Below are 25,931 nucleotides of genomic sequence, written 5' to 3'. Positions count from 1 at the left end.
CCTGATAATTGGTCAATTTATATGACCACTTTGCGAGGGCGGCAAACAAAAACGGCCCCGAACAGGCGGGGCCGTTTTCGAAACTGTGTGCGGGTCAGGCCGCGTTGGGCCGGATCAGGATTTCCACGCGGCGGTTTTGCGCCTTGCCTTCTTCCGTCAGGTTGGAGGATACGGGCTGCGCCTCGCCCGCGCCCACCGGCTGCAGCCGGGTCGTGGACACGCCCGCGCCTTCCAGAACCCAGGACACCGCGTAGGCGCGGCGTTCCGACAGGTCGAAATTGTGGCTGTCTGAGCCGGTGTCATCCGTGTGGCCCACGATACGCACGGTGCTGTCGGGGTAGCTGTTGAGGTTGCCCGCAAGCGCGCGCAGGTCGCTTTCCAAGGCAGGGTCCAAGGTCGCGCTGTCGGATGCAAACAGCAGCGCCTGCGGCAGGGTCACCTTCAGCTCGGACCCGGTGTTTTCAATCGCGATGTCTTCGTTGGGGATGTCGCGGCGCAGGTCCTGCGCTTGCTTGTCCAGTTGATGCCCGATCACGCCGCCAGCGGCGGCCCCGATGCCTGCGCCCACGGCGCCTTTCAAGATCTTGTTATCGTCGCTCGATGCGCCGATCAGGCCGCCCACAACGCCGCCAATGATGGCGCCGGTCTGCGATTTGTTGACGTTGGATGTGTCGAAATTGGTGGTGTCGCATGCGCTCAGGGACAGCACGGCTGCGCCCACTACGCCCAGTGTTTTAAGGGTCATTGTTACCTGCCTCGGTTATGTGTCCCGCCATTTTGGCGTGGTTATAGGCAGATAATACCCCTCAGCCCCTTGTTTGTTAAGGGGAATCGCGGGGCTGGCGGATCATTGCCGCCCGCCCCGCGACCCTCTCGTCAGCTCAGGCTGCGCCTATGCGGCATTCGGGCGGATGATAATTTCCACCCGGCGGTTCTGCGCGCGCCCCGAGGCAGTGGCGTTTGACGCAACGGGTTGCGCCTCGCCCTGGCCAAGGGTGCGTAGCCGGGACGAGGCAACGCCTTCGCTACGCAGCACCGCCGCAACTGAGCCTGCTCGACGCTCCGACAGGTTCTGGTTGTAAGAGGCCCCGCCCGTGCTGTCGGTGTGGCCGACCACGATGACGGTGGAGTTCGGGTAGTCGTTCAAATTGTTCGCCAGCACGCGGATGTCCTGCACCAGATCGCCGCGCAAGCGGTCGCTGTCAGTGGCGAAAAGCAAGTCCTGCGGCATGGTCACACGCAGCTCGGACCCGGTGTTGACCACCCCGATGTCGCTGTCCAAATCGCGGCGCAACTCGCCGGCCTGCTTGTCCAGCTCGTTGCCCAGCGCACCACCTACAGCGCCACCGACCACGGCTCCGATCACGCCGCGTTCCAGCTTGTTGTCGCTGGTCGAATTTGCACCCAATGCGCCGCCCACCACGGCCCCGATCAGGGCGCCGTTCTTGGCGCGTTGGTTCGGGTCTCCGGCGGGGGCGCAGGCGCTCAGCGCAAGCGCGGCAGGCAGGGCAATCAATAGAGGTTTCATAGCAGCATTCCTTTCATGGCCACGACGCAGCGCGGCAGGTGCGGGTAAATGTTGGGGGTCGCGGCCCGGGGTTCAACTCACAACAAAGTGGGGACGGGCAGGTTCCCGCCGCCGCGTTCACAATGCTGAAATCTTCTGAAAACAGGCGGGAAATGGCCGGGGCGCGATCACGGCGGTTTGACTGCCGCTGCCGGTTCGAATTTCCGCGGTTTGGGGCTATACTCAGTTTCAACCCGTATCGTCGCCGCAGGAGACCGCTGTCATGACCAAGATATTGCACACCCGCCGAACGCTTCTCGCCGCTGCCGGTGCGGTGCTTGTCACAGGCATGCCCGCCCGCGCGCAGGGTCTGGCCCCGACACCCACCATGCGCGGCGGGGCCAATAACTACCTCCCCGGTGCGCCCATTGTGGACCGTATCGGCGGCGGCGGGTTCTGGATGACCGGCACGGTGCGCCGCGCGGGCGACGGCGCGCCGTTGGGGGGGCAACGCATTCAGATCTGGGCGCATACCACCGAGGGGCATGAGCGTGACCCCCACAGCCATGGTGCCACCCTGACCAACTCCAAAGGCGAATTTCGCCTTGAAATGCCACAGATCGTCCCCGCCTTTGGCCAGCCGCACGGCCACCTCGCCTATGATGATGAAGCGTTCGAGACGGTGTTCCTGCGCCCGGTCATGGGCAGCGCCAGCGACACCACGCTTCATGTGGACTTTGTCCTGAAGCCGGTCTGACCGTCGATGACCGCACGGTCGCTTTTGATCTGGGTCGTGCTAGCCGGCGCGCTGCTGGTGCCGCTGACGCTGGCGGTGCAAAGCCCGTTGCTGGCGTATCGGGACCCGATCTACATCGCGGCGGGCCTCGCGGGGGTCGCGGCGCTCGCGTTGATGGTGCTGCAGCCGTTGCTGGCGGCCGGTGCGCTTCCCGGCCTGCAACTGCCCAGGGCCCGCTACATCCATCGCTTGGTCGGCGTGCTTCTTGTCACGGCCATTCTGGCCCATGTCGGCGGGCTTTGGATGACCAGCCCGCCCGATGCGGTCGATGCGCTGCTCTTTCGTTCGCCCACGCCGTTTTCCGTTTGGGGCGTCATTGCCATGTGGGCGGTCTTCGTCACCGCGACCCTCGCCACGCTCCGCCGCAAGCTGCGCCCCTGCGTATGGCGCGTTGGTCACACGGCGCTTGCCGTCGTGATCGTGGCAGGCACGGTCACCCACGCGCTGCTGATCGAAGGCACGATGGAGCCCATCTCGAAGGGCGCGCTTTGCGCGCTGGTCATTTTGGCGACGGGCAAGGCCGTGCTCCCCGCGCTTCGGATGCTGGGGCTCAGCCCACCAGCTGGACGATGATTTTGCCGCGGGCGCGCCCCGTCTCGAGATGCGCTATCGCGTCCCTGATTTGTTCAAATGGGTAGGTCTGGTCGATAACCGGTTTCAGGGCGCCGGATGCAAGCAGCTCGGTGATCTTTGCCATGTCCTCTTCCAGCCGGTCCGCAATGAATACTGCCGCCTGGTAGCTGCCAAATTTGAAGGCCAAAAGCGCCTTGAGCATATGGGCCACAGGGCCAAGAACAACACCTTTGCGGCCGCCCACAACAACAAGCTTACCGCCCGGCTTGAGGCAGTTTTTGTACCCCGACATCGTCTTGTTGCCCATGTTGTCCAGCACGACGTCGTAGGCGTCCCGGTTTTGGGTGAAATCCGCCTTGGTGTAATCGATAACCTGATCTGCCCCGAGGGATTTGACCATGTCGCCATTTGTGGGTCCGCAAACGCCGGTCACCTGCGCGCCCAAGGATTTGGCAATCTGCACCGCAAACGTGCCCACGCCTCCCGATGCGCCGTTTATCAGCACATGTTGGTCCGCGGTGACGCCGCCATGTTTGGCAAGCCCTTGCAATGCGGTCAGGGCCGCGACGGGAACGGCGGAGGCTTCGTCAAATGACATGTTGTCAGGCATCTCGGTCAGCTCGTTCGCCTTGGCGCAGACAAATTCCGCAAAGCACCCATCCGCAAACCCAAAGACCTTGTCGCCGACCTTAAAGCGGCTGACATTTGTGCCGACGCCTTCAACGACGCCGGCTACGTCGACCCCCAGGCGGCTTTCCTTCGGCCGCCACAGTCCCCCCGAGAGGCGAACGGGAAGCGGGGTGCCCGTCATGTTGTGCCAGTCGTAAGGGTTCACCGACACGGAATGCACCGCCACCAGAACCTCGTCCGGCCCACATGTCGGGCGCGCGATGTCCTCGATTTTCAGCTTATGCGCGCGGCCGTAGCTGTCATGTATGACGGCGCGCATGGGCGGGTTCAGGGTGCGGCTTTCGGGGGGCATGAGGCTCTTCTCCATGGCTGAATGACTCGGAACGTACACTGTACGTTGACGTGGCATTGGCTAAACGTACATTGTACGGAAGTCAAATCGATAGTGATCAATCCGCGGGGACCCATGAGCTCAAAACCACCTGGCTCGAGAAATTTTCTCAATCGGCAACGCATCCTGGAGATCGCGATCGAGTTTGCCGACACCCATGATGTCGAGGCGTTGACAATGCGCAAACTCGCGAAGGAGCTGAATTGCGGGGTGATGTCGCTGTACAACCATGTTGCCAATAAGGACGAGCTTCTCACAGATATGCTCGATTTGGTTGTGGGGAAGGTCGAGCTGCCCAATTTCGAAGGCGACTGGAAGGTCGCCATGAGAGCATCCGCGCGATCCGCCAACGGTATCTTGCTGAAGCATCACTGGGCCACGGCTGAGTGGAGCCTTCGCATGCCCGGGCCAAACCGCACGCGTTTCATGGATTCGATCCTGGAGGTGCTGACGGTGGGCGGCCTAGGGCAGGCGATCGTCTATCGCGGGTATCATGCTATCATCATGCACATTGTCGGGTTTTCCCAACAGCAAGTTGGCTACCAAAAGGTGCTCGGGCCGGATTTTCCGGCAATCGTGGAGGGCTTTCTGAGCGGGCTGGGTGACGATTACCCCTATCTCGCCGACCACGTGCAGGCGCATCTCGACGACCTGGAGAATTGCGACGAATTTCTGTTTGTGCTCGATCTGATTTTGGACGGGCTGGATGCGGCCGCTGCCGACTAACCGGCCTCCGCCCGCGCGGTTTCGAAGGCCAGCATGGCGCGTTTGACGGGCAGGCCCCAGTGGTATCCCCCCAAGCCGCCCGATTTGCGCAGGGCGCGGTGACACGGCACCAGCCAGCTGATCGGGTTGCGTCCGACGGCGGTGCCAACGGCGCGGACCGCCTTGGGCGCGTCGATATGGCCCGCAATCTCGGAATAGGTGGTGATCTTGCCCGACGGGATGCTCAGCAATGCCTCCCACACTTTGATCTGGAACGGCGCGCCCATCAGGTAAAGCGGGGCCTCGTTGCTGCCCGCCTGTCCCGCGCCAAAGGCCGCAAGGACCCAGGGCCGCAGCATCATCGGGTCTTCCACGTAGCGGGCTTTGGGCCAGCGGGAGGTCAGGTCGCGCATCGCTTCCTCCTCCCCGGTCTCGGCGCCGAAGCCGATGCCGCAAATGCCCTTCTCGGTCCCCATCACCAATGCAGGGCCAAACGGGCTTTCAAACCAGCCCCAGTAGATGGTCAGCCCCTCGCCCTTCAGGGCAAATTCGCCGGGGCTCATCGCTTCCCAGCGCACAAACAGGTCGTGCAGCCGGCCGCTGCCGGACAGGCCAACCGCGTCGGCGGTGCCAAGGGTGGTGAAATTGTTGTCCAGCAAGGCCTTGGCGTGGCCCAGCGTCAGGTATTGCTGGTAGCGCTTGGGTGACACGCCCACCCATTTGCTGAACAGGCGTTGAAAATGCGCGGGGCTCATCCGCATCTGCGCGGCAAGTTCCTCCAAAGACAGGTCGGTGCCGTTCTGTGCGTCGATCATCTCGATCGCGCGTTTGATCACCGCGTAATGGTAGGAGGCGGGCTCGGTCGCGGTGGTGTCTGCAAGTTGGGTCATGGCATCACGTCCTGTTTTGACATGCACCCAATCTAGGGGATCACCCTCATCGCTTCGACCCGAAACTTGTGCAAATTCATGCACCCGGCATCTGTGGGGGCTAGGCCACCTGCGCAAAGGCCCATGGCCGGCGGCGGCTGCGTTGACGGGCCAGCATCCGGCCCTCCCATTCTTCAAGGCAGGGGTAGGCCGATATGTGACCCCCGTCATGCAGCCGGAGCTGCGCAAAAATACCGGGGGATAATGTGTCAAGGCGTACCAGTTCGCTGTCGGGCGTGGCGAAGGTGGTTTCCACCCAGATGCCGTTGGCGCGGATCACGTCATGGTCCGGGGTCAGGACGGAGTAAAAGGCGACGGCCTCGCCGCTGTGGTGACACCTGACGTTTTGGCCGTCGACCAGATGGCCGCTTCGGCACAGGGCCGCGTCGGTGCCAAACTGCAATGCAATGTCGGCGGTGGTCTGCAGCACCTGGTGGTGCGGCGGCAAGGTCAGGGGGTGGTTGGGGGCGTCGTCCCCAAAGGCGTCCGGCAGGATGGTGACCAGCGGCACATAGGCGCCGTCCAGCGGGCGCAGGATATGTTGCCCAACCTCAAGAACCGGTTGCGGGCCGCGGTCGCGGGTCAGCACGCGGTGCGTGGTCGACAGCCACTCGACCGGCACGGGCCCTTCGGTGGTGTCAACCTGCGTGCCGGGGCCAAGCCCGGTGGTTTTCATATCCCAGATTCGTTCTGCCATGCTGTCCCCAAACAGGTGCGTGTGGGGCAGGTGTGGCTGAAGGAGGTTAAGCAGGGGTAATGATCCCCGACCAAATTCCCTCAATTTTTTCTAAAACGGCCAGGCCCCATTGCCGCCGACCGGCGTGTTTGGCATATGCGCGCTATGGCCAAGCAGCTCGACTATGCAACGATCAACGAGATTTTCACCCGGTTTCAGGCGTCTGAGCCCGAACCCAAGGGGGAGCTGAACCACACCAACGCCTACACGTTGGTCGTGGCGGTCGCCCTGTCGGCCCAGTCCACCGATGTGGGGGTGAACAAGGCCACCGAGAAGCTGTTCCAAATCGCCGACACGCCGCAGAAGATGCTGGCGCTGGGCGAGGAGGGTGTGATCGAGCACATCAAAACCATCGGCCTCTACCGCAACAAGGCCAAGAACGTCATCAAGCTGAGCCAGATCCTTGTCGATCAATATGGCGGGGAGGTGCCCAGCTCCCGCGCCGCGCTGGTCTCGCTGCCGGGCGTGGGTCGCAAAACCGCCAATGTGGTGCTGAACATGTGGTGGCACCACCCAAGCCAGGCGGTCGACACGCATATCTTCCGCATCGGCAACCGCACCGGCATCTGCCCCGGCAAGGATGTGGACGCGGTCGAACGCGCCATCGAGGACCACATCCCCGTCGCCTTCCAACATCACGCACATCACTGGCTCATCCTGCATGGCCGCTACGTGTGCAAAGCCCGAAAACCAATGTGCGGCAATTGTTTGATCCGCGATCTCTGCCCTTTTGAGGATAAAAACCTATGACGAAGAAATATCAGGTTGTCGGCATCGGCAACGCCATGGTGGACGTGCTGGCCCCCTGCGAGGACAGCTTTCTGGCCGAAAACGGCATCGACAAAGGCATCATGCAGCTGACCGACAAGGCCCGCGGCGTTGAGCTTTACGGCCTCATCGGCCCCGCCAAGGAAATCTCGGGCGGCTCGGCGGCCAACACCATCGCGGGCATCGCGCATCTGGGCGGCAAGACGGCTTATGTCGGTAAGGTCAAAGACGACCAGCTGGGCGAGATTTTCGCCCATGACCTGCGCGCGCAAGGGGCGGACTACGAAACGCCGCTGGCGCCCAAGGATCACGAGGCCGAAACCGGCCGCTGCATCGTGCTGGTCTCGCCTGATGGGGAGCGGTCGATGAACACCTATCTCGGCGTCACCGAATTCCTCGGCCCCGATGATATTGACGAAGCGCAATGCGCCGATGCCGACTGGATCTATCTCGAAGGCTACCGTTTCGATGGCCCTACATCCGTGGCCGCCTTCGACAAGGCAATCGCGGCGTGCAAGGGCGCGGGGGGCCGCGTCTCCGTCACGCTCAGCGACCCGTTCTGCGTCGACCGGCATCGCGATGCGTTCCGCGCGCTGATCAAGGATCATATCGACCTGCTGTTCTGCAACCGCGCCGAAATGCTGTCGATGTATGAGACCGATGATTTCGACGCCGCGTTGGCCCAAGCCGCTTCTGAGGTGGAGATCGTGGCCTGCACCGACGGGGCAGACGGGGCGCATGTTCTGTCGGGCGGTCAACGCTGGCACGCGCCAGCGATGCCGGTGCAAATCGTTGACGCCACCGGCGCGGGCGACCTCTTCGCCGGCGCGTTCCTCTGGGCGCTGACCAACGGGCATGATCTTGAAACCTGCGGCAAGATGGGCTGCGTTGCGGCGTCTGAGGTGATCTCCCACATTGGTGCCCGGCCCGAGGCGGACCTGCACGCGCTATTCAAGAAGCAGGGCCTGCTATGACCAACAAACGTATCGTCCTGTCCAGTGACCACGCCGATATCGGCCTGCGTCAGGCCATAGCCGCTCATGTGGAAACGCTGGGCTGGGAGGCGGTCGATATCGGCCCCACCACGTCCGAAAGCACGCCTTACCCCAAGCACGGGGCGGAGGCGGCGCAGCGCGTGGCCTCGGGCGACTGCGCGCTGGGCATCATTGTCTGCGGCACGGGGCAGGGCATCATGATGGCGGCCAACAAGGTCAAAGGCGTGCGGTGCGGGGTTTGCTCCGATACGTTCTCTGCCAAGATGATCCGCGGGCATAACGACGCCAACATGCTGGCGCTGGGCGCGCGGGTGATTGGCGCGGGGCTGGCAATGGAGATCGTCGAGGCGTTCTTGTCCGCCGAATTCGAAGGCGGCCGCCACGCCACCCGCGTCGACATGATCACCGCGCTGGAGGCGTAGCCGCCTTTAGGCGATCTGCACCTCAACCGACGCCCCCGCAACCTCGTAGCGAAAGGCGTCGCCCGGCCCCGGAAACCGGGTCTTGACGGCGGAGCCGGTTATGATCTGCTCCCCCTTCGACAAGCCAATCCCGCGCGCGCTGAAATGGTTCAGCACCCAGGCCAGTGACCCCAGCGGGTCGGCCGCGCCGGTGTTGGCGGGCTCATCCGCCACGCCGTCCTGCGCCACCACGGTGGGGATGTCGTTCAGGTCCAACGCCCGCCACTGCGTGACCTCGCCGCCCAGCACAATCCCGCCGCACCATGCGTTGTCTGCCAGCAGCGTCAGCGGGTCCAAATTGGCGTAATCCGCGTTGCGGTCCTCAACCAGCTCGAAGCAGGGCCGCACGGTTTCGATCAGCGCGTAGACGGATTGCGCGCTATGCGGCTCCGCTTGCGGCGCAACATCCGCGTTCAGCTCGATCGCCAGTTCAAACTCCATCCCCAGACGCACGAAATCCGCCGCCTTGATACGGGCCGGCGATGCGTGCACGTCACCTGCAAAAATCGCGCCCGCAATTGGCGTGTCAAAGCCGATCATCTGCTGCATGGCCTTTGAGGACAGCGCAATCTTGCGCCCCACGATCTTCCCGCGCTGCGGGATATGCAGCGCTTGCAGGCGCTGCTGCGCCGCGTACCCATCCGCCACGGAGGCGATCGCCAGATCCCCCGCCATAGTCTCGAATTGCCGCTTGGTGGTCCAGTTGTCGAACAGCCTGCGGGCGATGGCGTCGGTGTTGCTCAAGGGGGCTCCTGCGGGGTTGGGTCGGTTCCCCGCCAAACTATGTCAAATGCCGCGCAAAGGCCAACGGGGCGGGCCAATTGCCAATCCCGCGCGTCGCCATTAGCGTCAGCGCCAAATCAACGACCGGCGGGGCTCTCATGTTCGACCAACTTCGCGCGCTGTTTTCCAGCGCCTCTGACTACCACACGCCATTGCCCGAATCCGATGCCCGCCACGCGGTCGGCACGCTGATGGTGCGGGCGGCCAAGGCTGACAAGGCCTACTTGTTCGAAGAGATCGAGCTGATCGACAAAATTCTCGCCAAACGCAACGACCTGGATGTGGTCGAGGCCGCCAAGATGCGCGCCTCCTGCGAGCGGCTGGAAGAAGAAATGCCCGCCACCGAAGAACTCGCCACGATCCTCAAAGGCGCGATCAGCACCGAGGAGAAGGAGGCCACCCTCCGCGCGCTCTGGCACGTCGTGTTCGCCGACGGCGTCGAGACCGAGGAGGAGGATCAGGTCCTCCACGAAATCGAGGCCGTCCTCGGCGTCTCGCCCAAACGCGCCAAGCAGCTGCATGACGAGGTCATGGCTACGGATATGGGCAAGCCACGAAGCGGGTAGCTTACTTGCCAGTGTCTGGAACGGACGGCCTAGGTTTTGACCTCGGCCCTGGGTCGGGTGGTGGCAAGCAGACCCAGAAACAGCAGCGCCAGCATCAGGCCCGGCCATGACGGCAGCGCCGCCCCGCCGCTGCAGATCGCAACCGCGACATTGGTGGACAGCACCGGCAGCAACGACATGCGGTAGCGGCTGCGGGTCTGCACGGCCGACTGCACAGCCACGACCACGATGATCAGCAGATTCAACAGGGGCGGGTGCTGGTGAAACGTCAGAAGGTAGGCCAATAACAGGCAGCTGCTCCACCCCGTCAGGTTCAGCCCGATCACCCCGCCAATGTGCACGCGATGTGAGGGTCCGTATCCGGCCCGATTTCCCGACATGAGGCTTTGGCGCACAAAGGTCTCTGGCCCGGTCAGCGTGGCCAGCCGACGCCGCGCCAGACCCAAGCTCCCGACAGCCACGCGCAAAAGGCCTTCAACCGGCTGGTCGGGCGGTGTCCCGCCCCGCGTTCCGCCTCTCGCCGCGGCCAGTGTCTTTTGCATCAAATCGGCGGTGGTCAGCTGCGGGTGGGTCGCCTCGGTGGCCGCCACGGCGAGGTTGAACCGGGCGGTGGTGTCGGGGGCCCAGATGCCATGACGTTTGCCGTTCCATAGGCTTAGCCCTACGACCGCCGCGGCGGTCGGGCCGGCGACCAGGCACAGGCTGGGCCAGAACGCGGTGTCCTGAAGGGCCGCAAGCGGCGCTGCGACAACCGCCAAGGCCAGAAAATCCACCCGCGTCAGGAAGCCAAGCGCGGCGATGACCCCCAGCACCGCCATGTCGGGCAGGGACCCCGGGTCGCGCATCGCTTGCGAAAAGAGCAGCAGCCACAGGCCCAGCAGGATGTCGGGCCACAGGTGGATGGCCAGAATGCAGCGCTCCACAGATATCAGCAGCAGCGCACCGGCCAAGGCCCCGGCGGCTAGCCCGCCCGCCTGAAAGGCGCACCATGCGGCCAGCCCGACGCTCAGGGAGGACACCGCCGAATTGGCGAGGCGGGCGGCGTCGATCTGGTCTGCGGCGGCCCAATGGCGGAAGGGTCGCAGAAGCGCGGCGCCCAGCGGCACGCGCACCCATACCGTGCTGCGGGGGCCTCCATTGGCGATGCGGAGATACTCTGCCTCGTCGCCGACAAGCCTTTGCGGGGCCAGCCGCCGAAGGGCGAAAAGCTGGAGGGTGAAGGCGATCACAAACAGGCCCAACGCCAGCAGCACGCCCATGGGGGCGGATGTCGCAAATGGGGTTGGGTCAAATGGCAATGTTTGAAGTCCGGGTCAGTATGAACCGCATGGGCATCGCATGAATGGCCGGTATTGGCCATTGCGAAAGGGGCGAACTCTGCGTGACCCCGCCGCCGGGCGGTGCGCAAGAACGCAAGGGCGCGCAAGATTGCGCATTCCCAAGCCGCGCCGTTTTTCCTATGGTTTCCGCACCTCAGCAATAAAGGCATTGTGCGCTGCTGCTTGGGTGAGCGGAGCTTCCCGCCCGGTAAGATGCCGGCATCCGGCCTCTTTTGCGCGCAAACGGCTCCTTTCATGTAAAGCCGGCCCCGCGGGGCCGGAACAAGGGGGCAGGCAATGCTGCACAATGACAAACTTGAGGAATGGGACCGGGACAACTTCTTCCACCCGTCCACGCATCTGGCTGAATTTGCGCGGGGCAACATCGCGCATCGGGTCATCACCGGCGGGTCCGGCAGCCATATCGAGGACCGGGACGGCAACAGGTTGCTGGACGCGTTCGCCGGGCTGTACTGCGTGAATGTGGGGTACGGGCGGGCGGAAATCGCCGATGCAATCGCCGCGCAGGCGCAGGAGCTGGCCTATTACCACTCCTATGTCGGCCACGGCACAGAGGCGTCGATCACGTTGGCCAAAATGGTGCTGGATCGCGCGCCGGGCCACATGTCGAAGGTCTATTTCGGGCTGTCCGGGTCGGATGCGAACGAAACCAACGTCAAGCTGATCTGGTATTACAACAATATCCTCGGGCGTCCGGAGAAGAAGAAAATCATCTCCCGCTGGCGTGGGTATCACGGGTCCGGCCTGATGACGGGGTCGCTGACGGGGTTGGAGCTGTTTCACAAGACATTCGACCTGCCGCTGGCGCAGGTGCTGCACACCACCGCGCCCGACTACTTTCGCCGCGCCGACCTCGGCCAGTCCGAACCCCAATTCGTGGCCCATTGCGTCGCGGAGTTGGAGGCGTTGATCGCGCGCGAGGGCGCCGACACCATTGCCGCCTTCATCGGTGAGCCGGTTTTGGGCACCGGCGGCATCGTCCCGCCGCCCAACGGGTATTGGCCTGCCATCCAGGCTGTCCTCGACAAGCACGACATCCTGCTGATCGCGGATGAGGTCGTCACCGGCTTTGGCCGGCTCGGTGCCATGTTCGGGGCGGACCATTACGGCATCCGGCCCGACTTGATCACCATCGCCAAGGGGCTGACATCTGCCTACGCGCCGCTGTCCGGCTCGATTGTGTCCGACAAGATGTGGCGGGTGCTGGAGCGGGGGACAGATGAAAACGGCCCCATCGGGCATGGCTGGACCTATTCGGCGCACCCCATTGGGGCGGCGGCGGGGGTGGCCAACCTCAAACTGATCGACGCGCTTGGCTTGGTGCAAAACGCGGGCATGGTCGGGGCAAGCTTCAATGCCAAGATGCGCGCCGCCCTGGCTGACCACCCGCAGGTCGGCGATGTGCGCGGCGAAGGCATGCTGTGCGCGGTTGAATTTGTCAAAGACCGTGCGGACCGGGTGTTTTATGACCCCGCAGACAAGATCGGCCCGCAGATTGCGGCCAAGCTGTTGGAGCAGGACCAGATCATCGGCAGGGCCATGCCGCAGGGCGATATTTTGGGCTTCGCGCCGCCCTTCTGCCTGACCGATGATGAAGCCGACCAGATCGTCGCCGCCACGGTGCGCGCGGTGAAGGCGGTGCTCGGATGACGTCTAATGCGCCTTTCACCGCTGCCGAATATGACCGGCGCCTGACCCTCACCCGCGCCGCCATGCGGGCGGCAGGGTTGGATGCGATCTTTGTCACTGACCCTTCCAATCAGGCATGGCTGACGGGCTATGACGGCTGGTCCTTCTATGTGCATCAGGGCGTCGTCGTGATGCCCGAGGGCGCGCCCATCTGGTGGGGCCGCCATATGGATATGATGGGCGGCAGGCGCACCTGCTGGATGGATCACGGCAACATCCTTGGCTACGGCGACCACTATGTGCAATCGACTGAAATCCACCCGATGCAGGATCTCGCTTCGGTCTTGAAATCGCGTGGCTTGGGCCACGCGACAATCGGCGTGGAGATGGAGAATTACTATTACTCCGCCAAGGCCCATGAGGTTCTGAGTGCCGAGCTGCCCGACGCCCGCCTGCAGGACGCAACCGCGCTCGTCAACTGGCAAAGGCTGATCAAATCGGACGCCGAGCTTGCCTTCATCCGCAAGGCGGCCCACATCTCGGAAAAGGTCATGCAGGTGGCGCTCGACCGCGCCGCGCCGGGTGTGCGCAAGAACGATTTGGTGGCCGATATCATGCATGCGGGCATCACCGGCGTCGGCGATGATTGGGGCGACTACCCCGCCATCGTGCCGCTGACGCCGTCGGGCCTGGATGCAACGGCGGCGCATCTGACATGGAACGGCGACAAGATGCGTGCGGGCGAGGCCACGTTCTTCGAATTGTCGGGCTGCTACCGCCGCTACCACGCGCCCTTGTGCCGCACGATCTACCTCGGCACCCCGCTAGATGAGATGCGGCGCGCCGAGGCCGCCCAGCTTGAAGGCATTGCCGCCGGGCTCGATGCGGCGCGGGCGGGCAACCGGACATGCGACATCGCAAATGCCTTTATGGCGGTGATGGCCAAACACGGTATCGAACGGTCGGGGCGCATGGGCTACCCGATTGGTCTCAGCTACCCGCCCGATTGGGGCGAACGCACCGCCTCGATCCGCACCGAGGATCAGACCGAGCTGCGGGCCGGAATGGTGTTCCATTTCATGCCCGCCCTGTGGATGGACAGCTGGGGGTTGGAGACGACGGAGACAATTCTCATCCGCGACAGCGGCGCGGCAGAGCCTTTGAGCAATGTCGACCGCAAGCTGTTTGCCAAAGGCTGAGCCGATGCTGGACAAGACAACCTCCATCCTCGCCGACCTGATCGCCTTTCAAACCGTGTCAGCCGACAGCAATCTCGAGATGATCGACTACATCGCGGGTCATCTGGATGCGTGCGGGGCTTCGGTTCAGCAGTTTCGCGACCCGAGCGGCAGGAAGGCGAACCTGTTTGCGACGCTGGGCCCGCAATGCGATGGCGGCATCGTGTTGTCGGGCCATACCGATGTGGTGCCGGTCTCCGATCAGCAGTGGGCCACCGACCCGTTCAAGATGGTGGCGCGCGACGGGCGGCTCTACGGGCGGGGCTGTTGCGACATGAAGGGCTTTATCGCCGCGACCCTGGCCATGGCGCCCACCTTCGCGCAGGCGGTGCGCGACCGCCCGCTGCATTTCGCCTTCACTTATGACGAAGAGGTCGGCTGCATCGGCGCGGGCCATCTGGCGCGGTCGCTTGGTGAGATGGGGCTGCGCCCCGGCGTGGCGATCATCGGCGAGCCGACGGGCATGCGGATCATCGAGGGGCACAAGGGCTGCTACGAATACACCACGCGGTTCCAGGGGTTGGAGGGGCACGGCTCGGCCCCCGATCAGGGGGTGAACGCGGTGGAATACGCGGCGCGCTACGTGGCGCTGCTGCTGGAGCTGAAGGATCAGCTGCGCGCCATGGCCCCGCCGGGCAGCCGGTTCGACCCGCCCTGGACCACGGTCAATGTCGGCGCGATGTCCGGCGGGACGGTGCATAACGTGATCGCGCCCATGGCGCAGGTGAGGTGGGAAATGCGGCCGGTGCAGCCCTCCGACGCCGATTTCGTCAAGGGGCGGCTGCACCGCTATTGCCGCGACGAACTGCTGCCGCGCATGCAAGCGGTGTTTCCCGACGCGGCCATCGAGACCGAGGTGGTCGGCGAGGTGGACGGGCTGGTGCCGACGCTGGAAAACGAGGCCCGCGCGATCCTGGCGGAACTGACTGGCCGCAACGCCGCTGACGTGGTGCCCTTCGGCACCGAGGCGGGCATTTTCCAGTCGCTCGGCATGGATGTGGTGATCTGTGGGCCCGGCTCGATTGAGCAGGCCCACAAGGCCGATGAATATGTCAGCGCGGCGCAGCTTGGTCAGTGCCTTGCGATGCTGGGCAAGCTGGCCGCGAAGCTAGGGCAGTAACGCCGTCAGTCTGACGCCAGCAGACGGCCGCTATGCGGGTTGTCGATGACCATCTTCCAGCTGCCGTCGGCCTGCCGGCGCAAAACGGCCACGGACAGCCCCCCGCCCGAGATCGGCTGCCCGTCCGCGTCCTGCGCCGACATGACCCAAGGGGAGATGTGGATGGCAATGTCGCCGTTCACAATCACCTCGTGGCCCGCGGGGTAGTCGAAGGTCGGGTCCAGCGCGGACATGCCGGTGAACATCTGCTCGATCGTAGCGGCGTCGGCGATCGGGGCGTCGGGTTCGAAAACAACGGTGGCCTGGCCCTCATAGCTGGCCATGACCCGGGCAATATCTTTGCGCTGGAAGCTGCTGGTCATGTCAAGAATGGCCTGCAATACGTCTTGTTGGTCCTGTGTCATGTTTTGTCCTTCTGCTGACAAGGGGAGGGGGAGGGCCACGGCAAGCGCCGTCACCCATGCAAATGCATGTTTCATCTTGGGTCCTTTGATGTGGTTGGGGGTGGGGTGGTCTTAGCCGGGTGGGTCGACGATCCGTAGAACGTCGGCGGCGAAGTCTTTCAGCGGGGTCAGCGGGCCGGTGGCGCGTTGCAGTTTCGCGGCGACCAGCCCGGCCTCGGTTTCGGCGGCAAGGGTCTCTGCCTCGCTCATTGACGGGGCGCCCGACAGCGCGGGGGACGGGGTGGGCCCGATGCGCCCCGATGCCATGGCGGCGGGCAGCCTTTTGCGGCAGGTGCAGGCGGCGGTGGTGGGTGTGGTCAGGCCGCAGCTGGCGGCGGTGAAGGCTTGCACGGCGCTGCGGGCCCGCGACAGGCGCTTGCGGAAATTGGCGGGGGAGACCTCCACAATGCTGGCGGCTTCGCGGTGGTCCAGCTCCAGAATTTCGCCCAGCACATAGGCGGCGCGGTGGTCGCGGTCGAGGCACAGCAGCATGGCCATGGTGCAGCGCACGCGCAGCTCGTTGAGCATCACGTGGTCCTCGGCGGCGGCGGTCCGGTCGTCGGCCAGCCCGTCCAGCAGGTCGTCGGAAAACATCTCGAAGGACAGGCCCGGGTCGTTGGCGATCATCTTGCGGGCGGTCAAAAGGTAGTTGGTTGCGACGCGGTACACCCAGGTCTCGAACGCGCTGTCGCCGCGGTAGGTCGACAGCTTGGTGACAATGCGGATCAGGATCTCTTGCGTGGCGTCCTGGGCGGCAACCGGGTCCGCAAGCATGCGGGTGGCAAGGCGGAACACGCGGTCCTGGATGGAGCGTACCACGTCTTCAAGGGCGGCGGCGTCGCCGTCCTGCGCCAGTTTGATCTTGGAATGCTCGCTCTGGGTCATCGGCCCGCTCTGGTCACTGTTGGTCTCATATTAGGTTAGACAATGTCAGGGGCGGATGTGTGACAGATTTTTTGTGTGGCGCCGGCCAAAAAGATGCGCGACCGGGCGGCCTTCGCGGTCGCCGGTCAGCTTGGCGGCGGCGGGTGACAGGCTGGCGGCAAGGCGCACACGCTCAGGGCGGCGCGGGCGCGCAGGCGCGGGTTAGCGGGCAACAATTTCCACCCTCCTGTTCTGGCTGCGCCCTGCCTCCGTGGCGTTGGAGGCGACGGGTGCCAGAAATCCAACCCCGGCGGCGCGCATCAGCTCGCCCGAGCTGCCAAGCGCGTTCGCCAGATGGGACCGCACGGCTTCGGCGCGGCGGGTGGACAGGGCGATGTTGTAGTCCAACGTGCCTTGGTTGTCGGTGTGGCCGACGATCATGATCTCCTTGTCGGCATGGGCCTGCAGGTATTTGGTCAGTTCGGCCAGGGTGTCCAGGCTGTCGGGGGTCAGGGTGGCGGAATCTGTGTCAAAGCGGATGCCGTAAAGGGCGATATGGCCAAGTTGGGTCAGTTCGTCGGCAATCTCGTCGGCATCCACCATTTTGAATTGCAGCGCTTCAAGCTCGATGACGGAGGCCTGCAAATAGGTGCGGCCGTTGTTTTCGCTGGCCAGCAGGGCGACGTAGGTGGTGCCGGACCCTTGGTCGCGGAACAGGGTGTAGGCGTAGTTGAAGCTGTCCACGACCATCCGCGGCGACGGCAGGCGGCTGACCGCGTAGGTCAGGTCGCGCGAACACGCCTTGCGGTCGGTCGCGGCGTTGCAGGCAAATTCAGGTGCGTAACCCTGCTGCTGCAGGCGGTTGGCGAAGTTGCGCATCGCGGCAACAGGGGTGACGCCCTCGGGCATCTGGTAGGCGATCTCGGTCACCTGGCCTTCCAGCGGGAAGGCTGCGCCGGTCCAGGTGGTGTAAGTGTCGAATTCGCGGGCGGAATAGCCAGTCATTTCGCTGCCGTCATACCGCCCGGTTACGGGGTGGTCCTGCCCTCCGGCGATGTCTGCAAAGCTGGCGTGGCTCAAGGATGCGGCCAGCGTGGCGGCGGCAATCAGGGGCAACAAGACAGATTTAAGGGTCATGTTCAGGTCCGGTATTGCGGCAAGGGTGGTGGGTGCAACTGTATTTGGCCGGACCCGAGTTTGTCAAAACAGGGTGATTTGAGGTCAGGTCTGGCGGCTTGCAAATGCGCGGTCTCGCGCTCATACCAAGGATCAGTTTTTGTTATCGGCGGGCGCAAGATGATCAAAAGTCAGTTCACCCTGAAGCAGCTGGAGGCGTTCGCCTTCGTGGTCGACACGGGCACGTTCCGGGCGGCGGCAGCGGCGCTTGGGACCACGCAGCCAAATATCTCTGCCCGGATTTCGGCGCTGGAACAGGCGTTGGGCACGACGGTGCTGACACGGGATGCGGGTTCGGTCCGGCTGACGGCAAAGGGCGCAACGCTGCTGGAAAGGGCGCGCGATGTCCTGTGGGCAGGCGAGGCGCTGATTGAAGAGGCGGGGCGGCAGGACCTGATCGAAGAAAGGCTGCGCCTCGGCGTCACGGAATTGGTGGCCTGCACATGGCTGCGCGATTTTTTGCGCCGTCTGAAGGATGCCTACCCAAAATTGCGGGTGGAGTTGCAGGTCGACCTGTCCACAGTCATCGACCAAAGGCTCGCCGAGGGGCAGCTTGATCTCGCCCTGCAAACGGGACCGTTTGACAAGGACAGCTTCACCTCCATGCCGCTGGGCGAGGAAAGCTATTGCTGGATCGCCCATCCTCAATTGCTGCGCGCTCTTGGGCCGAACCCTTCGCTTGAACATCTGTTCGCGCATACGATCCTGACCCATGCGAAACACACTCAGGCGGGTCGGGCGCTGCATGCCGTGGCGCAGGATCGCGGGTTGGACAATGGCCAGATTGTCCACTCCAGTGCTCTGTCGGCCTGCGTGCCGATGGTGTTGGAAGGTCTGGGTGTCGCGCTGTTGCCGGACGCTTTGGTGCGGGCAGAGCTTGCCTCGGGCGAACTTGGGGTTCTGCATTCCGATTGGTTGCCGGACCCGCTGTCCTTTGTGGCAAGGTTTGCAGCAGACCGCGCGCCACGATTTGTGGGTCAGGCCGCCGGGTTGGCGCAATTGGCGATGCAGCAGTCGCAGCATCAGAAAAATTTATCGGACCAAGAAATTTAATCAATTTGATTTCCGCAGCCCGGTTTGGGCAAATGGCGTCGTTTGACAGATCACGTGACGGAGCAGCCCATGACACCTAACAGCATCCGCCTGGGCGTGGACATTGGCGGCACCTTTACCGACGTCGTTCTGGAAAAGGATGGGGCCACGTTCTCCGCCAAGGTTCTGACAACCTATGCTGCGCCAGAGGACGCGATCATTGACGGGATGCATCAGGTCTGCGCAAAGGCCGGTGTTGACCCTTCCGAGGTCGGGCAGATCATTCATGGCACGACGCTGGCCACGAACGCTCTGATTGAACGGCGCGGGGCGAAAACCGCGCTGATCACCACCGAAGGGTTTCGCGATGTCATCGAGATGCGCACCGAGTCGCGTTTTGAGCAATATGACCTGAACCTCAACCTGCCCGACCCGCTCTTGCCGCGTCAGATGCGCTTCACCGTGCCGGGCCGCGTCGATGCCAAAGGCGCCGTGCTGGTTGATCTGGACCGCGCGGATGTCGAAGCCGTGGTCGACAAGATCGCCGAAGCCGGGTTTGAAAGCGTGGCCGTCGGTTTGATCCATTCCTATCTCAACCCCGCCCATGAAGAGCTGGTGCGCGACGTGTTGGCTGAAAAACTGCCCGCAGTGTCGGTGTCCATCTCCTCCGAGGTCAGCCCGCAGATGCGCGAGTATGAGCGGTTCAACACCGTGGTGGCCAATGCATATATCAAGCCACTGATGGCCTCCTATCTTGGCCGTCTCGAAGACCGTCTGAAGGCCGAAGGCGTCAGCTGCCGTATCTTCCTGATGCACTCGGGCGGCGGCATCATATCGATCCAGAACGCCGCCGAGTTTCCCGTGCGGCTGGTCGAATCCGGTCCTGCTGGCGGCGCGGTGTTCGCGGCCAATGTCGCGGCGCGCTACGGGTTGGACAAGGTCCTGTCTTTTGACATGGGCGGCACCACCGCCAAGATTTGCCTGATCAAGCACCAGACCCCAAAGACCGCCCGCGTGTTCGAAGTGGCGCGCACCTACCGGTTCAAGAAGGGCTCCGGCATGCCGATTTCGATCCCGGTGATCGACATGGTCGAGATCGGGGCGGGCGGCGGCTCGCTGGCCCATGTCGACGCGATGCGCCAAATTCGGGTGGGCCCCGAAAGCGCCGGGTCCGAGCCGGGCCCCGCCTGCTACGGCCGCGGCGGCACCCGCCCCGCCGTCACCGACGCCGACCTGGTGCTCGGCAAGCTGGACCCCGACACCTTCGCCGGCGGCTCCATCCCGCTGCACCCCGCCCGGTCCAAATCCGCGCTCGCGGCCCATGTCGGCGACACGCTGTCGATGGACGGGGTGGAGGCCGCCTTCGGCGTCGCCGAGGTGGTGGACGAGAACATGGCCAATGCCGCCCGGGTGCACGCGGTCGAAAACGGGGAGGACCTGTCGGACTACACGATGATCGCGTTCGGCGGGGCAGCGCCGCTGCATGCGGGGCGGCTGTGCGAGAAGCTGGGGGTCAATCGGCTGCTGGTGCCGCCCGGCGCGGGCGTCGGTTCGGCCATCGGGTTCCTGCGCGCGCCCTTCAGCTTCGAGGCCAACCGCTCCGTCTACATGCGGCTCTCCGATTTCGACGCGGGCCGGATCACCGCCATCCTGTCCGACCTGAAGGCCGAGGCCACGGGCTTTGTGCGCACCTGCGACGCGGTCAGCCCGATCCTGTCGGAATTCAAGGTCTACATGCGCTACACCGGGCAGGGTTGGGAGATCCCGATCGACCTGACCGAGGCGCAGGCCATGGCCCCCGACGCCGCCACGTTCGAGGCGCTTTTCGAGCAGGAATACACCAAGCTGTTCGGGCGGCCGGTGGCGGGGATGGATATCGAAATCACCGTGTGGTCGGTCAACGCGACGACGCCGCCGGAAACGGTGGCGCGGGTGGCGGAAACGCAAGGCACCGCCATGACTGATACGCAAGGCTCGCGGCAGGTGTTTGACGCGGCGGCCGCCAAATACCTGGCGGCGCAGGTGGTGAACCGGGCGGTTATGGGTGAAGGCGCGCTGGTGTCCGGTCCCGCGGCCATTGTCGAGGATGAAACCACCGTCATTGTGCCCGCCAGCCGCGATGCCATCCGCCAGCCCGATGGCTGCATCGATGTGATCTCCAAAGGAGCAACGCCATGACGCAAGACCATTCAAATGTTGCCTATCAGGTCATGTGGAACCGGCTGATCTCGGTGGTGGAGGAGCAGGCGCAGGCGCTGGTTCGCACGGCCTTTTCCACCTCGGTGCGGGAGGCGGGTGATTTGTCCGCCGGGGTCTATGACACGCATGGAAACATGCTGGCGCAGGCGGTCACCGGGACGCCGGGTCATGTCAACGCCATGGCCGATGCCGTGGCGCATTTCATCCGTCGTATCGGGCGGCAGAACATCTTTGAAGGCGATGTCTACATCACCAATGACCCGTGGGAGGGCACCGGCCACCTGCATGACATCACCATGGTGACGCCGTCGTTTCACAAGGGGGCGCTGGTGGGGTTCTTCGCCTGCACCGCGCATATCGTCGATATCGGGGGGCGCGGCTTCGGGGCGGATGCGCATAGCGTCTACGAAGAAGGCCTCTATATCCCGATCATGAAATTCGCGGATCGCGGCACGGTGGACGAGACGCTGACCCGTATCATTCGCGGCAATGTGCGTGAACCCGATCAGCTGATTGGCGATATCTACGCGCTCGCCACCTGCAACGAAATCGGGCACCGGCGGCTGATCGACATGATGGAAGAATTCGCGCTGGATGATCTGGACGGCATTGCGGGGTTCATCCTCGACAATTCCCGCCGCGCCACGATCGAACGCATCGCGGCCCTGCCGCAGACCAGTGCGACGGGCGAGATGACGATGGACGGGTTCGACACGCCCATCACGCTCAAGGTCAAAGTCAGCGTCGAAGGCGACAGGATCCTGTCGGATTTCGCTGGCACCTCCGGTTTGGACAAGAAAGGCATCAATTGCCCGCTGGTCTATACCAAAGCCTATGCCTGCTACGCGCTGAAAGTGGCAATCGCACCCGAAATCCCGAACAACGCGGCCTCACTTGCGCCGTTCCAGATCGCGGCCCCCGAAAACACCATCGTCAACGCGCTGCATCCGGCCCCGGTCGCGCTGCGCCATATCGTGGGGCACTTCGTGCCTGATGCGGTGTTCGATGCGTTCGACAAGATTGTGCCGGGGCTGGTGCCCGCCGAAGGGGCGGGGTGTCTGTGCAATTTTCAGGTCTCTCTACGCCCGCGCACCGATGCGCCCGCGCCCGCGGATGCGCGCCGCTCCGAGGTGCTGACCTTCAACTCCGGCGGCTCCGGCGCGCGGCCTGACCATGACGGGCTGAACGCCACGGCGTTTCCGTCGGGCGTGATGACCATGCCGATCGAGGCAACTGAGCATGCAGGCCCCGTGATCATCTGGCGCAAGGAATTGCGCCCCGACAGCGGCGGCGCGGGCAAGACGCGTGGCGGGCTGGGCCAGTACATGGAAGTCGGGGCGCAAGAGGGCCATGAATTCGACATTCAGGCGATGTTTGACCGGGGCCAGTATCCCGCCCGCGGGCGGCGCGGCGGCAAGAACGGGGCCAACACCACGATTGTGCGCAGTGACGGTGCCGCGATGCATGTGAAGGGCAAGCAATTCGTGCCGCATGGGGAACGGGTCATCATGGCCTTCCCGGGCGGTGCCGGATACGGCGATCCGTCGGACCGTCCTGCCGATTTGGTCAAACGCGATCTGGCACGGGGCTACATCACGGCGCAGACCGCCGCGGACGAATACGGCCTCTCCGCCGACGACATTGCCGAGGTCGCCGCCACCGTCGCCAAAGGGGACGACACGTAGACATCCGCGAAGCGGGACTGTTTGGATGCGAGCGCGTGCAACGGTTCGGTCTGCGCCGAACCATGTCGGAAGTGTTAAGGGCCAACTCCGCCCGTTCGCCCGCCAAGTCAGGTGCAAGGATCGCGGATGAGGGTGCAGAAAAGCCCGACTTTGTGCGCAGATGTTTTGGGACAATTTGGGTTTTTGGGGCTCGGAAATTGCCCCAAATTGTACAAAACGCCTCCAAAAGCCCGTCTCGGTCGGCGAGCAGGCCAATTGGTGAAGATCGGGTAAAGATGAAAAAACTGTCAATCAATGGCAGGTCAGCGTGCGGGCCGGCGTCCGAAATTTAACCCATTCTTCATCACATCATCGCGCTGTGGCCGTCGCTCGCGACAGGGCGGAGGCACCAAAGCGTTAACTAGTCACCCAGCTTGGCATGCACCTCATCAAGGTCGATTTCCCCGATGGGCATTTTGTTGCCCGGGTTCTCGAAGTCGTATTTGAACAGGTTGAAATCACGTTTGTAGATTTCATAGACCAGATGCATCGACAGGTCGTCGAAATAGTCCTCGATCGGATGCGCGCGTTTGGGGCCGTGACCCTCGGACTCGTTGAAGCGCGGCACTTTGTTGATGTCGACTTTGACCGGCGTTTTGACCGATTGCAGCACGCTGTCCATGCCGTCATTGAACTTCTCGGTGAAGAAGATGTTGTCGTAGCGCCCGCCATTGACGATGAAGGTCGAAATATGGCCCGACATGGCTGACCAGTGAATGTCCGGATCCATCGGGCGCTTCCAGCGGATGGTGTCCCGCGCAAAGAGCAGAAACCGTCTAAAGCTTTGAATTTGATCGAATTCAAAGCCGTCCTCGGGGCTGCCAACCTCGATCCCGTATTTCTGGATCAAGAGCGGGACAAGGTTGCCCCGGTAGCGTTTGCCGTTGCGCTGGATGCCGCAGATTTTGTCAAAGAAGGACGACAGGATGCGACCGTAAGGATTGCGCACGCAGGTGAAGGCATAGCTTTTGTGGGCCTTCACATTGTTTTCGATTTTGGGCTGGCTTTCCTCGATGGCCCATTTGTGCAGCTTGTCCTTGGCGTCGTGGACATCGCCGTCAAAAAACTCGCCATGGTCGGAATAGTACATGATCTGCCCGATGGACGAACAGGCGCATTTGGGGACGACACGGTAAACCATGCTCTCGCTCTCGGTCATCCAAGTTCCGGGGAAACCCATATGCTGTACTCGCTTCTCAACACGTGGCCGCATTGTTTACGTTTTGGCCACAATTATTTCGACATAACCAAACAAGCACTGTTTATTCAACAGTCACTAAGGTTATGTAGACAAACCTAAAAGAGTGTTACTTCAGGAACGGTCCCCTTTTCCAGATGGCAAAAATCGCGTTCATTCTTTTGTGTCATAAAGACCCAAAAGCCATCATAGACCAAGCCCAGCGCCTCACCGCCGTCGGCGACTGCATGGCCATCCATTTTGACGCGTCGGCGAGCCAGGCGGCTTACCGCGAGATCAGGGCCGCGCTGGATGACAATCCCAACATCACATTTGCCAAGAAACGCATCAAATGCGGGTGGGGGGAATGGTCGTTGGTGCAGGCGACGATCTACGCGATGCAAGCGGCGGTGGAGGACTTCCCTCGGGCCACACATTTCTACATGCTTTCAGGGGATTGCATGCCGATCAAGTCGGCGGATTACGTGCATGAATTCCTCGATGGCAGCGACGTGGACTACATTGAGAGCTTCGACTATTTCGCCTCCGACTGGATCAAAACCGGTATGAAGGAAGACCGGTTGATATACCGGCACTGGTTCAACGAGCGGACCCAGAAGCGGCGGTTTTATGCGGCCTACGAGACGCAAAAGCGGCTTGGGCTGACACGGGACATACCGGCCGATTTGCAGATGATGATCGGGTCGCAATGGTGGTGTTTGCGCCGGCGCACCGTGGAATGGGTGCTGGATTTCATCAAATCCCGAAAAGATGTCATGCGATTTTTCCGGACGACCTGGATACCGGACGAGACCTTCTTTCAGACTTTGGTGCGCCATCTTGTGCCGAGCACAGAGATACACACGCGTACGCTGACTTTCCTGATGTTCACCGATTACGGCATGCCGGTTACATTCTATAACGACCATTACGACTTGCTCCTGTCACAAGATTTCTTGTTTGCCCGGAAGATTTCGCCACATGCGATGGAGCTGAAGGAGCGGTTGGGGGACCTGTTCGCCTCGGTGCGGATGGATTTTCAGACCTCGAACGAAGGGCGGACGCTGTTCAAGTTTCTGACCGGACGGGGGCGTATCGGGCGGCGGTTTGCGCCGCGGTTCTGGGAGCGTCAGGCATCGCTCGGGCGGGAGCGGGAGCTGCTGGTGATCGCGTGCAAGAAATGGCATGTCGCCAAACGTTTGCTGCACCGGATCATGGAGCAGACCGACTTGCGCGGGACGGAATACCTTTTCGATGAGGCTGGCACCAACATGCCTGATCTTGGCGGCATTGAGACCACATTGGACAAGCGCACCCGACACCGCAGGGCTCTGATGCGGCTGCTCTATGACCACTATGATACCAATCGGATGGTGATTTGCCTTGACCCGTCTAATCTGGAGTTGTTGCAGGATCTCTTTGCCGACAGCTCGACCACCAAGCTGATCGAGATTGAGTGCAATTTTGGCGATGATTACCTGCTGGGCCACGCGAAACGCGTGGGTTTGGCGGGCGAGATGACGCCGCAGCACACGATCGACCGCCTATTGCCGACCGTGCGCCATAATTTTGTTTTTGAGAGCGACCAAATCAGGGACGCGGAATTTCCAAACTATTTTCGGATCAGTGAATACGAAAGTCGCGACACGAATGTTTCGGCTTTGGCTGCGTTCCTTGAGGTTGCACCCGACAAGGCGCACAGTATCCTGGACATTGATTACCTCTACGTAGATTAGGAGCCGGGCCATGGGTTTTGCGTATGACGACCAGAATATCTTTGCCAAGATTTTGCGCGGCGAAATCCCCAATGACACGGTCTACGAGAGCGTTCATGCGCTCGCCTTTCGCGACATAACCCCGCAGGCGCCGACGCATGTGTTGGTCATCCCCAAAGGGCCCTATGTGTCGATGGACCACTTTACACAAGAGGCCTCCGACGCGGAAATTGCGGGCTTCATGCGCGCGATTGGCGAGGTGTGCAAGCTCGAGGGGGTCAGTGATGACGGCTTTCGCGCGATCTCAAATGCCGGCGTAAACGGGGTGCAAGAGGTGCCGCATCTTCACGTGCACATCCTTGGTGGGCGGCCTCTGGGCCGCATGCTGCCGCGGGAAACCTGACCTTATTGAGCCGCTAAAGCGGCGCTCGATT

26 protein-coding genes are annotated in these 25,931 nt (G+C 62.9%); 15 read left to right on the top strand and 11 right to left on the bottom strand.

What is annotated here, in order from left to right; translation table 11 throughout:
* Positions 1-94: 94 nt before the first annotated feature.
* Positions 95-745 (bottom strand): OmpA family protein, encoded by a 651-nt coding sequence (locus tag Q0899_RS11390; protein WP_298293904.1) that lies wholly within the window; start codon positions 743-745, stop codon positions 95-97.
* Positions 746-892: 147 nt separating this feature from the next.
* The gene (locus Q0899_RS11385; RefSeq protein WP_298293901.1) at positions 893-1,528 is read right to left on the bottom strand and encodes an OmpA family protein; all 636 of its coding nucleotides are present in this window, start codon (positions 1,526-1,528) and stop codon (positions 893-895) included.
* A gap of 262 nt (positions 1,529-1,790) precedes the next feature.
* Here Q0899_RS11385 and Q0899_RS11380 point away from each other — a divergent pair, with 262 nt between their 5' ends.
* Complete coding sequence (locus Q0899_RS11380) at positions 1,791-2,264, top strand: twin-arginine translocation pathway signal (RefSeq protein ID WP_299192903.1); 474 nt, start codon at positions 1,791-1,793, stop codon at positions 2,262-2,264.
* Between the two features lie 6 nt (positions 2,265-2,270).
* Positions 2,271-2,876 carry a ferric reductase-like transmembrane domain-containing protein gene (locus tag Q0899_RS11375; protein ID WP_299192901.1) on the top strand — a complete coding sequence of 202 codons (606 nt, stop codon included), beginning with the start codon at positions 2,271-2,273 and terminating at the stop codon, positions 2,874-2,876.
* Here the strand turns inward: Q0899_RS11375 and Q0899_RS11370 are convergent.
* Positions 2,854-3,858, bottom strand: coding sequence for an NAD(P)-dependent alcohol dehydrogenase (locus Q0899_RS11370; RefSeq protein WP_298362076.1), 1,005 nt, complete (start codon positions 3,856-3,858; stop codon positions 2,854-2,856). The genes Q0899_RS11375 and Q0899_RS11370 overlap by 23 nt on opposite strands.
* Positions 3,859-3,972: 114 nt before the next feature.
* Here Q0899_RS11370 and Q0899_RS11365 point away from each other — a divergent pair, with 114 nt between their 5' ends.
* Positions 3,973-4,623 (top strand): TetR/AcrR family transcriptional regulator, encoded by a 651-nt coding sequence (locus Q0899_RS11365; protein WP_298293882.1) that lies wholly within the window; start codon positions 3,973-3,975, stop codon positions 4,621-4,623.
* On the opposite strand, the gene Q0899_RS11360 is transcribed toward Q0899_RS11365, so the two are convergent.
* Positions 4,620-5,492 carry a bifunctional helix-turn-helix domain-containing protein/methylated-DNA--[protein]-cysteine S-methyltransferase gene (locus Q0899_RS11360; RefSeq protein ID WP_298293876.1) on the bottom strand — a complete coding sequence of 291 codons (873 nt, stop codon included), beginning with the start codon at positions 5,490-5,492 and terminating at the stop codon, positions 4,620-4,622. The two genes, Q0899_RS11365 and Q0899_RS11360, sit on opposite strands and share 4 nt — an antisense overlap.
* A gap of 100 nt (positions 5,493-5,592) precedes the next feature.
* Complete coding sequence (locus Q0899_RS11355; protein WP_298293873.1) at positions 5,593-6,228, bottom strand: Hint domain-containing protein; 636 nt, start codon at positions 6,226-6,228, stop codon at positions 5,593-5,595.
* A gap of 144 nt (positions 6,229-6,372) precedes the next feature.
* Here Q0899_RS11355 and nth point away from each other — a divergent pair, with 144 nt between their 5' ends.
* The 3 genes from nth to rpiB are packed head-to-tail and all read left to right on the top strand — an operon-like array spanning position 6,373 to position 8,452.
* Complete coding sequence (gene nth, locus Q0899_RS11350; protein ID WP_299192897.1) at positions 6,373-7,017, top strand: endonuclease III; 645 nt, start codon at positions 6,373-6,375, stop codon at positions 7,015-7,017.
* Positions 7,014-8,009: an adenosine kinase gene (locus Q0899_RS11345; RefSeq protein ID WP_298293867.1), complete on the top strand. Its 996-nt coding sequence runs from the start codon at positions 7,014-7,016 to the stop codon at positions 8,007-8,009. The genes nth and Q0899_RS11345 overlap by 4 nt, the downstream gene beginning before the upstream one ends.
* Positions 8,006-8,452 carry a ribose 5-phosphate isomerase B gene (gene rpiB, locus Q0899_RS11340; RefSeq protein WP_298293864.1) on the top strand — a complete coding sequence of 149 codons (447 nt, stop codon included), beginning with the start codon at positions 8,006-8,008 and terminating at the stop codon, positions 8,450-8,452. The genes Q0899_RS11345 and rpiB overlap by 4 nt, the downstream gene beginning before the upstream one ends.
* 6 nt (positions 8,453-8,458) lie before the next feature.
* On the opposite strand, the gene Q0899_RS11335 is transcribed toward rpiB, so the two are convergent.
* A complete protein-coding gene (locus Q0899_RS11335) occupies positions 8,459-9,235 on the bottom strand; it encodes a hypothetical protein (RefSeq protein ID WP_299192895.1) in 777 nt (258 codons plus the stop codon).
* A gap of 137 nt (positions 9,236-9,372) precedes the next feature.
* Between Q0899_RS11335 and Q0899_RS11330 the strand changes: the two genes are divergently transcribed.
* Positions 9,373-9,840, top strand: a complete 468-nt coding sequence (locus tag Q0899_RS11330) for a TerB family tellurite resistance protein (RefSeq protein ID WP_298293858.1) — start codon at positions 9,373-9,375, stop codon at positions 9,838-9,840.
* Positions 9,841-9,869: 29 nt separating this feature from the next.
* Here Q0899_RS11330 and Q0899_RS11325 read toward each other — a convergent pair whose 3' ends face one another.
* Positions 9,870-11,138: a hypothetical protein gene (locus Q0899_RS11325; RefSeq protein WP_299192892.1), complete on the bottom strand. Its 1,269-nt coding sequence runs from the start codon at positions 11,136-11,138 to the stop codon at positions 9,870-9,872.
* A 318-nt stretch (positions 11,139-11,456) separates the two neighbouring features.
* Here Q0899_RS11325 and Q0899_RS11320 point away from each other — a divergent pair, with 318 nt between their 5' ends.
* Genes Q0899_RS11320 through argE form a run of 3 tightly spaced genes read left to right on the top strand, consistent with a single transcriptional unit; the run spans position 11,457 to position 15,167 of the window.
* On the top strand, positions 11,457-12,830 hold the full coding sequence (locus tag Q0899_RS11320) for an aspartate aminotransferase family protein (RefSeq protein WP_299192890.1): 1,374 nt from the start codon (positions 11,457-11,459) through the stop codon (positions 12,828-12,830).
* Positions 12,827-14,008: a M24 family metallopeptidase gene (locus Q0899_RS11315; RefSeq protein WP_299192888.1), complete on the top strand. Its 1,182-nt coding sequence runs from the start codon at positions 12,827-12,829 to the stop codon at positions 14,006-14,008. Before Q0899_RS11320 ends, Q0899_RS11315 begins: the two co-directional genes overlap by 4 nt.
* Positions 14,009-14,012: 4 nt before the next feature.
* Positions 14,013-15,167, top strand: coding sequence for an acetylornithine deacetylase (gene argE, locus Q0899_RS11310; protein WP_299192886.1), 1,155 nt, complete (start codon positions 14,013-14,015; stop codon positions 15,165-15,167).
* Positions 15,168-15,172: 5 nt separating this feature from the next.
* Here the strand turns inward: argE and Q0899_RS11305 are convergent, their stop codons facing one another.
* The 3 genes from Q0899_RS11305 to Q0899_RS11295 all read right to left on the bottom strand — a co-directional run bounded on the left by Q0899_RS11305 (position 15,173) and on the right by Q0899_RS11295 (position 17,611).
* Entirely contained in the window at positions 15,173-15,571 is a 399-nt protein-coding gene (locus Q0899_RS11305; protein ID WP_299192884.1) for a DUF4440 domain-containing protein, read from the bottom strand.
* Positions 15,572-15,682: 111 nt separating this feature from the next.
* Positions 15,683-16,495, bottom strand: a complete 813-nt coding sequence (locus Q0899_RS11300) for an RNA polymerase sigma factor (RefSeq protein ID WP_299192882.1) — start codon at positions 16,493-16,495, stop codon at positions 15,683-15,685.
* Positions 16,496-16,696: 201 nt separating this feature from the next.
* Positions 16,697-17,611 carry an OmpA family protein gene (locus Q0899_RS11295; RefSeq protein ID WP_298293837.1) on the bottom strand — a complete coding sequence of 305 codons (915 nt, stop codon included), beginning with the start codon at positions 17,609-17,611 and terminating at the stop codon, positions 16,697-16,699.
* Positions 17,612-17,770: 159 nt separating this feature from the next.
* Here Q0899_RS11295 and Q0899_RS11290 point away from each other — a divergent pair, with 159 nt between their 5' ends.
* From Q0899_RS11290 to Q0899_RS11280, 3 genes are all read left to right on the top strand, one after another.
* Positions 17,771-18,703: a LysR family transcriptional regulator gene (locus tag Q0899_RS11290; protein WP_298362056.1), complete on the top strand. Its 933-nt coding sequence runs from the start codon at positions 17,771-17,773 to the stop codon at positions 18,701-18,703.
* A gap of 69 nt (positions 18,704-18,772) precedes the next feature.
* Positions 18,773-20,860, top strand: a complete 2,088-nt coding sequence (locus Q0899_RS11285; RefSeq protein ID WP_299192879.1) for a hydantoinase/oxoprolinase family protein — start codon at positions 18,773-18,775, stop codon at positions 20,858-20,860.
* Positions 20,857-22,566, top strand: a complete 1,710-nt coding sequence (locus Q0899_RS11280) for a hydantoinase B/oxoprolinase family protein (protein ID WP_299192877.1) — start codon at positions 20,857-20,859, stop codon at positions 22,564-22,566. Before Q0899_RS11285 ends, Q0899_RS11280 begins: the two co-directional genes overlap by 4 nt.
* Positions 22,567-22,966: 400 nt before the next feature.
* Here Q0899_RS11280 and Q0899_RS11275 read toward each other — a convergent pair whose 3' ends face one another.
* Positions 22,967-23,785: a sulfotransferase family protein gene (locus Q0899_RS11275; RefSeq protein WP_298293826.1), complete on the bottom strand. Its 819-nt coding sequence runs from the start codon at positions 23,783-23,785 to the stop codon at positions 22,967-22,969.
* A gap of 155 nt (positions 23,786-23,940) precedes the next feature.
* Here Q0899_RS11275 and Q0899_RS11270 point away from each other — a divergent pair, with 155 nt between their 5' ends.
* Entirely contained in the window at positions 23,941-25,518 is a 1,578-nt protein-coding gene (locus tag Q0899_RS11270; protein ID WP_298293822.1) for a DUF5928 domain-containing protein, read from the top strand.
* A 10-nt stretch (positions 25,519-25,528) separates the two neighbouring features.
* On the top strand, positions 25,529-25,900 hold the full coding sequence (locus Q0899_RS11265; protein ID WP_298293820.1) for a histidine triad nucleotide-binding protein: 372 nt from the start codon (positions 25,529-25,531) through the stop codon (positions 25,898-25,900).
* Positions 25,901-25,931: the final 31 nt, after the last annotated feature.

It is taken from the genome of uncultured Litoreibacter sp. (assembly GCF_947501785.1).
Classification (GTDB): domain Bacteria; phylum Pseudomonadota; class Alphaproteobacteria; order Rhodobacterales; family Rhodobacteraceae; genus Litoreibacter.
Note: the sequence above shows the minus strand (reverse complement) of the source record. Positions and strands in the feature narration are given on the sequence as shown.

Coding starts and splice junctions, on each gene's coding strand:
- argE (WP_299192886.1), top strand. CDS start 14,013: ATGCTGGACAAGACAACCTCCATCCTCGCCGACCTGATCGCCTTTCAA.
- Q0899_RS11360 (WP_298293876.1), bottom strand. CDS start 5,492: ATGACCCAACTTGCAGACACCACCGCGACCGAGCCCGCCTCCTACCAT.
- Q0899_RS11345 (WP_298293867.1), top strand. CDS start 7,014: ATGACGAAGAAATATCAGGTTGTCGGCATCGGCAACGCCATGGTGGAC.
- Q0899_RS11380 (WP_299192903.1), top strand. CDS start 1,791: ATGACCAAGATATTGCACACCCGCCGAACGCTTCTCGCCGCTGCCGGT.
- nth (WP_299192897.1), top strand. CDS start 6,373: ATGGCCAAGCAGCTCGACTATGCAACGATCAACGAGATTTTCACCCGG.
- Q0899_RS11295 (WP_298293837.1), bottom strand. CDS start 17,611: ATGACCCTTAAATCTGTCTTGTTGCCCCTGATTGCCGCCGCCACGCTG.
- Q0899_RS11305 (WP_299192884.1), bottom strand. CDS start 15,571: ATGACACAGGACCAACAAGACGTATTGCAGGCCATTCTTGACATGACC.
- Q0899_RS11330 (WP_298293858.1), top strand. CDS start 9,373: ATGTTCGACCAACTTCGCGCGCTGTTTTCCAGCGCCTCTGACTACCAC.
- Q0899_RS11285 (WP_299192879.1), top strand. CDS start 18,773: ATGACACCTAACAGCATCCGCCTGGGCGTGGACATTGGCGGCACCTTT.
- Q0899_RS11390 (WP_298293904.1), bottom strand. CDS start 745: ATGACCCTTAAAACACTGGGCGTAGTGGGCGCAGCCGTGCTGTCCCTG.
- Q0899_RS11320 (WP_299192890.1), top strand. CDS start 11,457: ATGCTGCACAATGACAAACTTGAGGAATGGGACCGGGACAACTTCTTC.
- Q0899_RS11265 (WP_298293820.1), top strand. CDS start 25,529: ATGGGTTTTGCGTATGACGACCAGAATATCTTTGCCAAGATTTTGCGC.
- Q0899_RS11290 (WP_298362056.1), top strand. CDS start 17,771: ATGATCAAAAGTCAGTTCACCCTGAAGCAGCTGGAGGCGTTCGCCTTC.
- Q0899_RS11375 (WP_299192901.1), top strand. CDS start 2,271: ATGACCGCACGGTCGCTTTTGATCTGGGTCGTGCTAGCCGGCGCGCTG.
- Q0899_RS11270 (WP_298293822.1), top strand. CDS start 23,941: ATGGCAAAAATCGCGTTCATTCTTTTGTGTCATAAAGACCCAAAAGCC.
- rpiB (WP_298293864.1), top strand. CDS start 8,006: ATGACCAACAAACGTATCGTCCTGTCCAGTGACCACGCCGATATCGGC.
- Q0899_RS11355 (WP_298293873.1), bottom strand. CDS start 6,228: ATGGCAGAACGAATCTGGGATATGAAAACCACCGGGCTTGGCCCCGGC.
- Q0899_RS11275 (WP_298293826.1), bottom strand. CDS start 23,785: ATGGGTTTCCCCGGAACTTGGATGACCGAGAGCGAGAGCATGGTTTAC.
- Q0899_RS11365 (WP_298293882.1), top strand. CDS start 3,973: ATGAGCTCAAAACCACCTGGCTCGAGAAATTTTCTCAATCGGCAACGC.
- Q0899_RS11385 (WP_298293901.1), bottom strand. CDS start 1,528: ATGAAACCTCTATTGATTGCCCTGCCTGCCGCGCTTGCGCTGAGCGCC.
- Q0899_RS11300 (WP_299192882.1), bottom strand. CDS start 16,495: ATGACCCAGAGCGAGCATTCCAAGATCAAACTGGCGCAGGACGGCGAC.
- Q0899_RS11315 (WP_299192888.1), top strand. CDS start 12,827: ATGACGTCTAATGCGCCTTTCACCGCTGCCGAATATGACCGGCGCCTG.
- Q0899_RS11280 (WP_299192877.1), top strand. CDS start 20,857: ATGACGCAAGACCATTCAAATGTTGCCTATCAGGTCATGTGGAACCGG.
- Q0899_RS11370 (WP_298362076.1), bottom strand. CDS start 3,858: ATGCCCCCCGAAAGCCGCACCCTGAACCCGCCCATGCGCGCCGTCATA.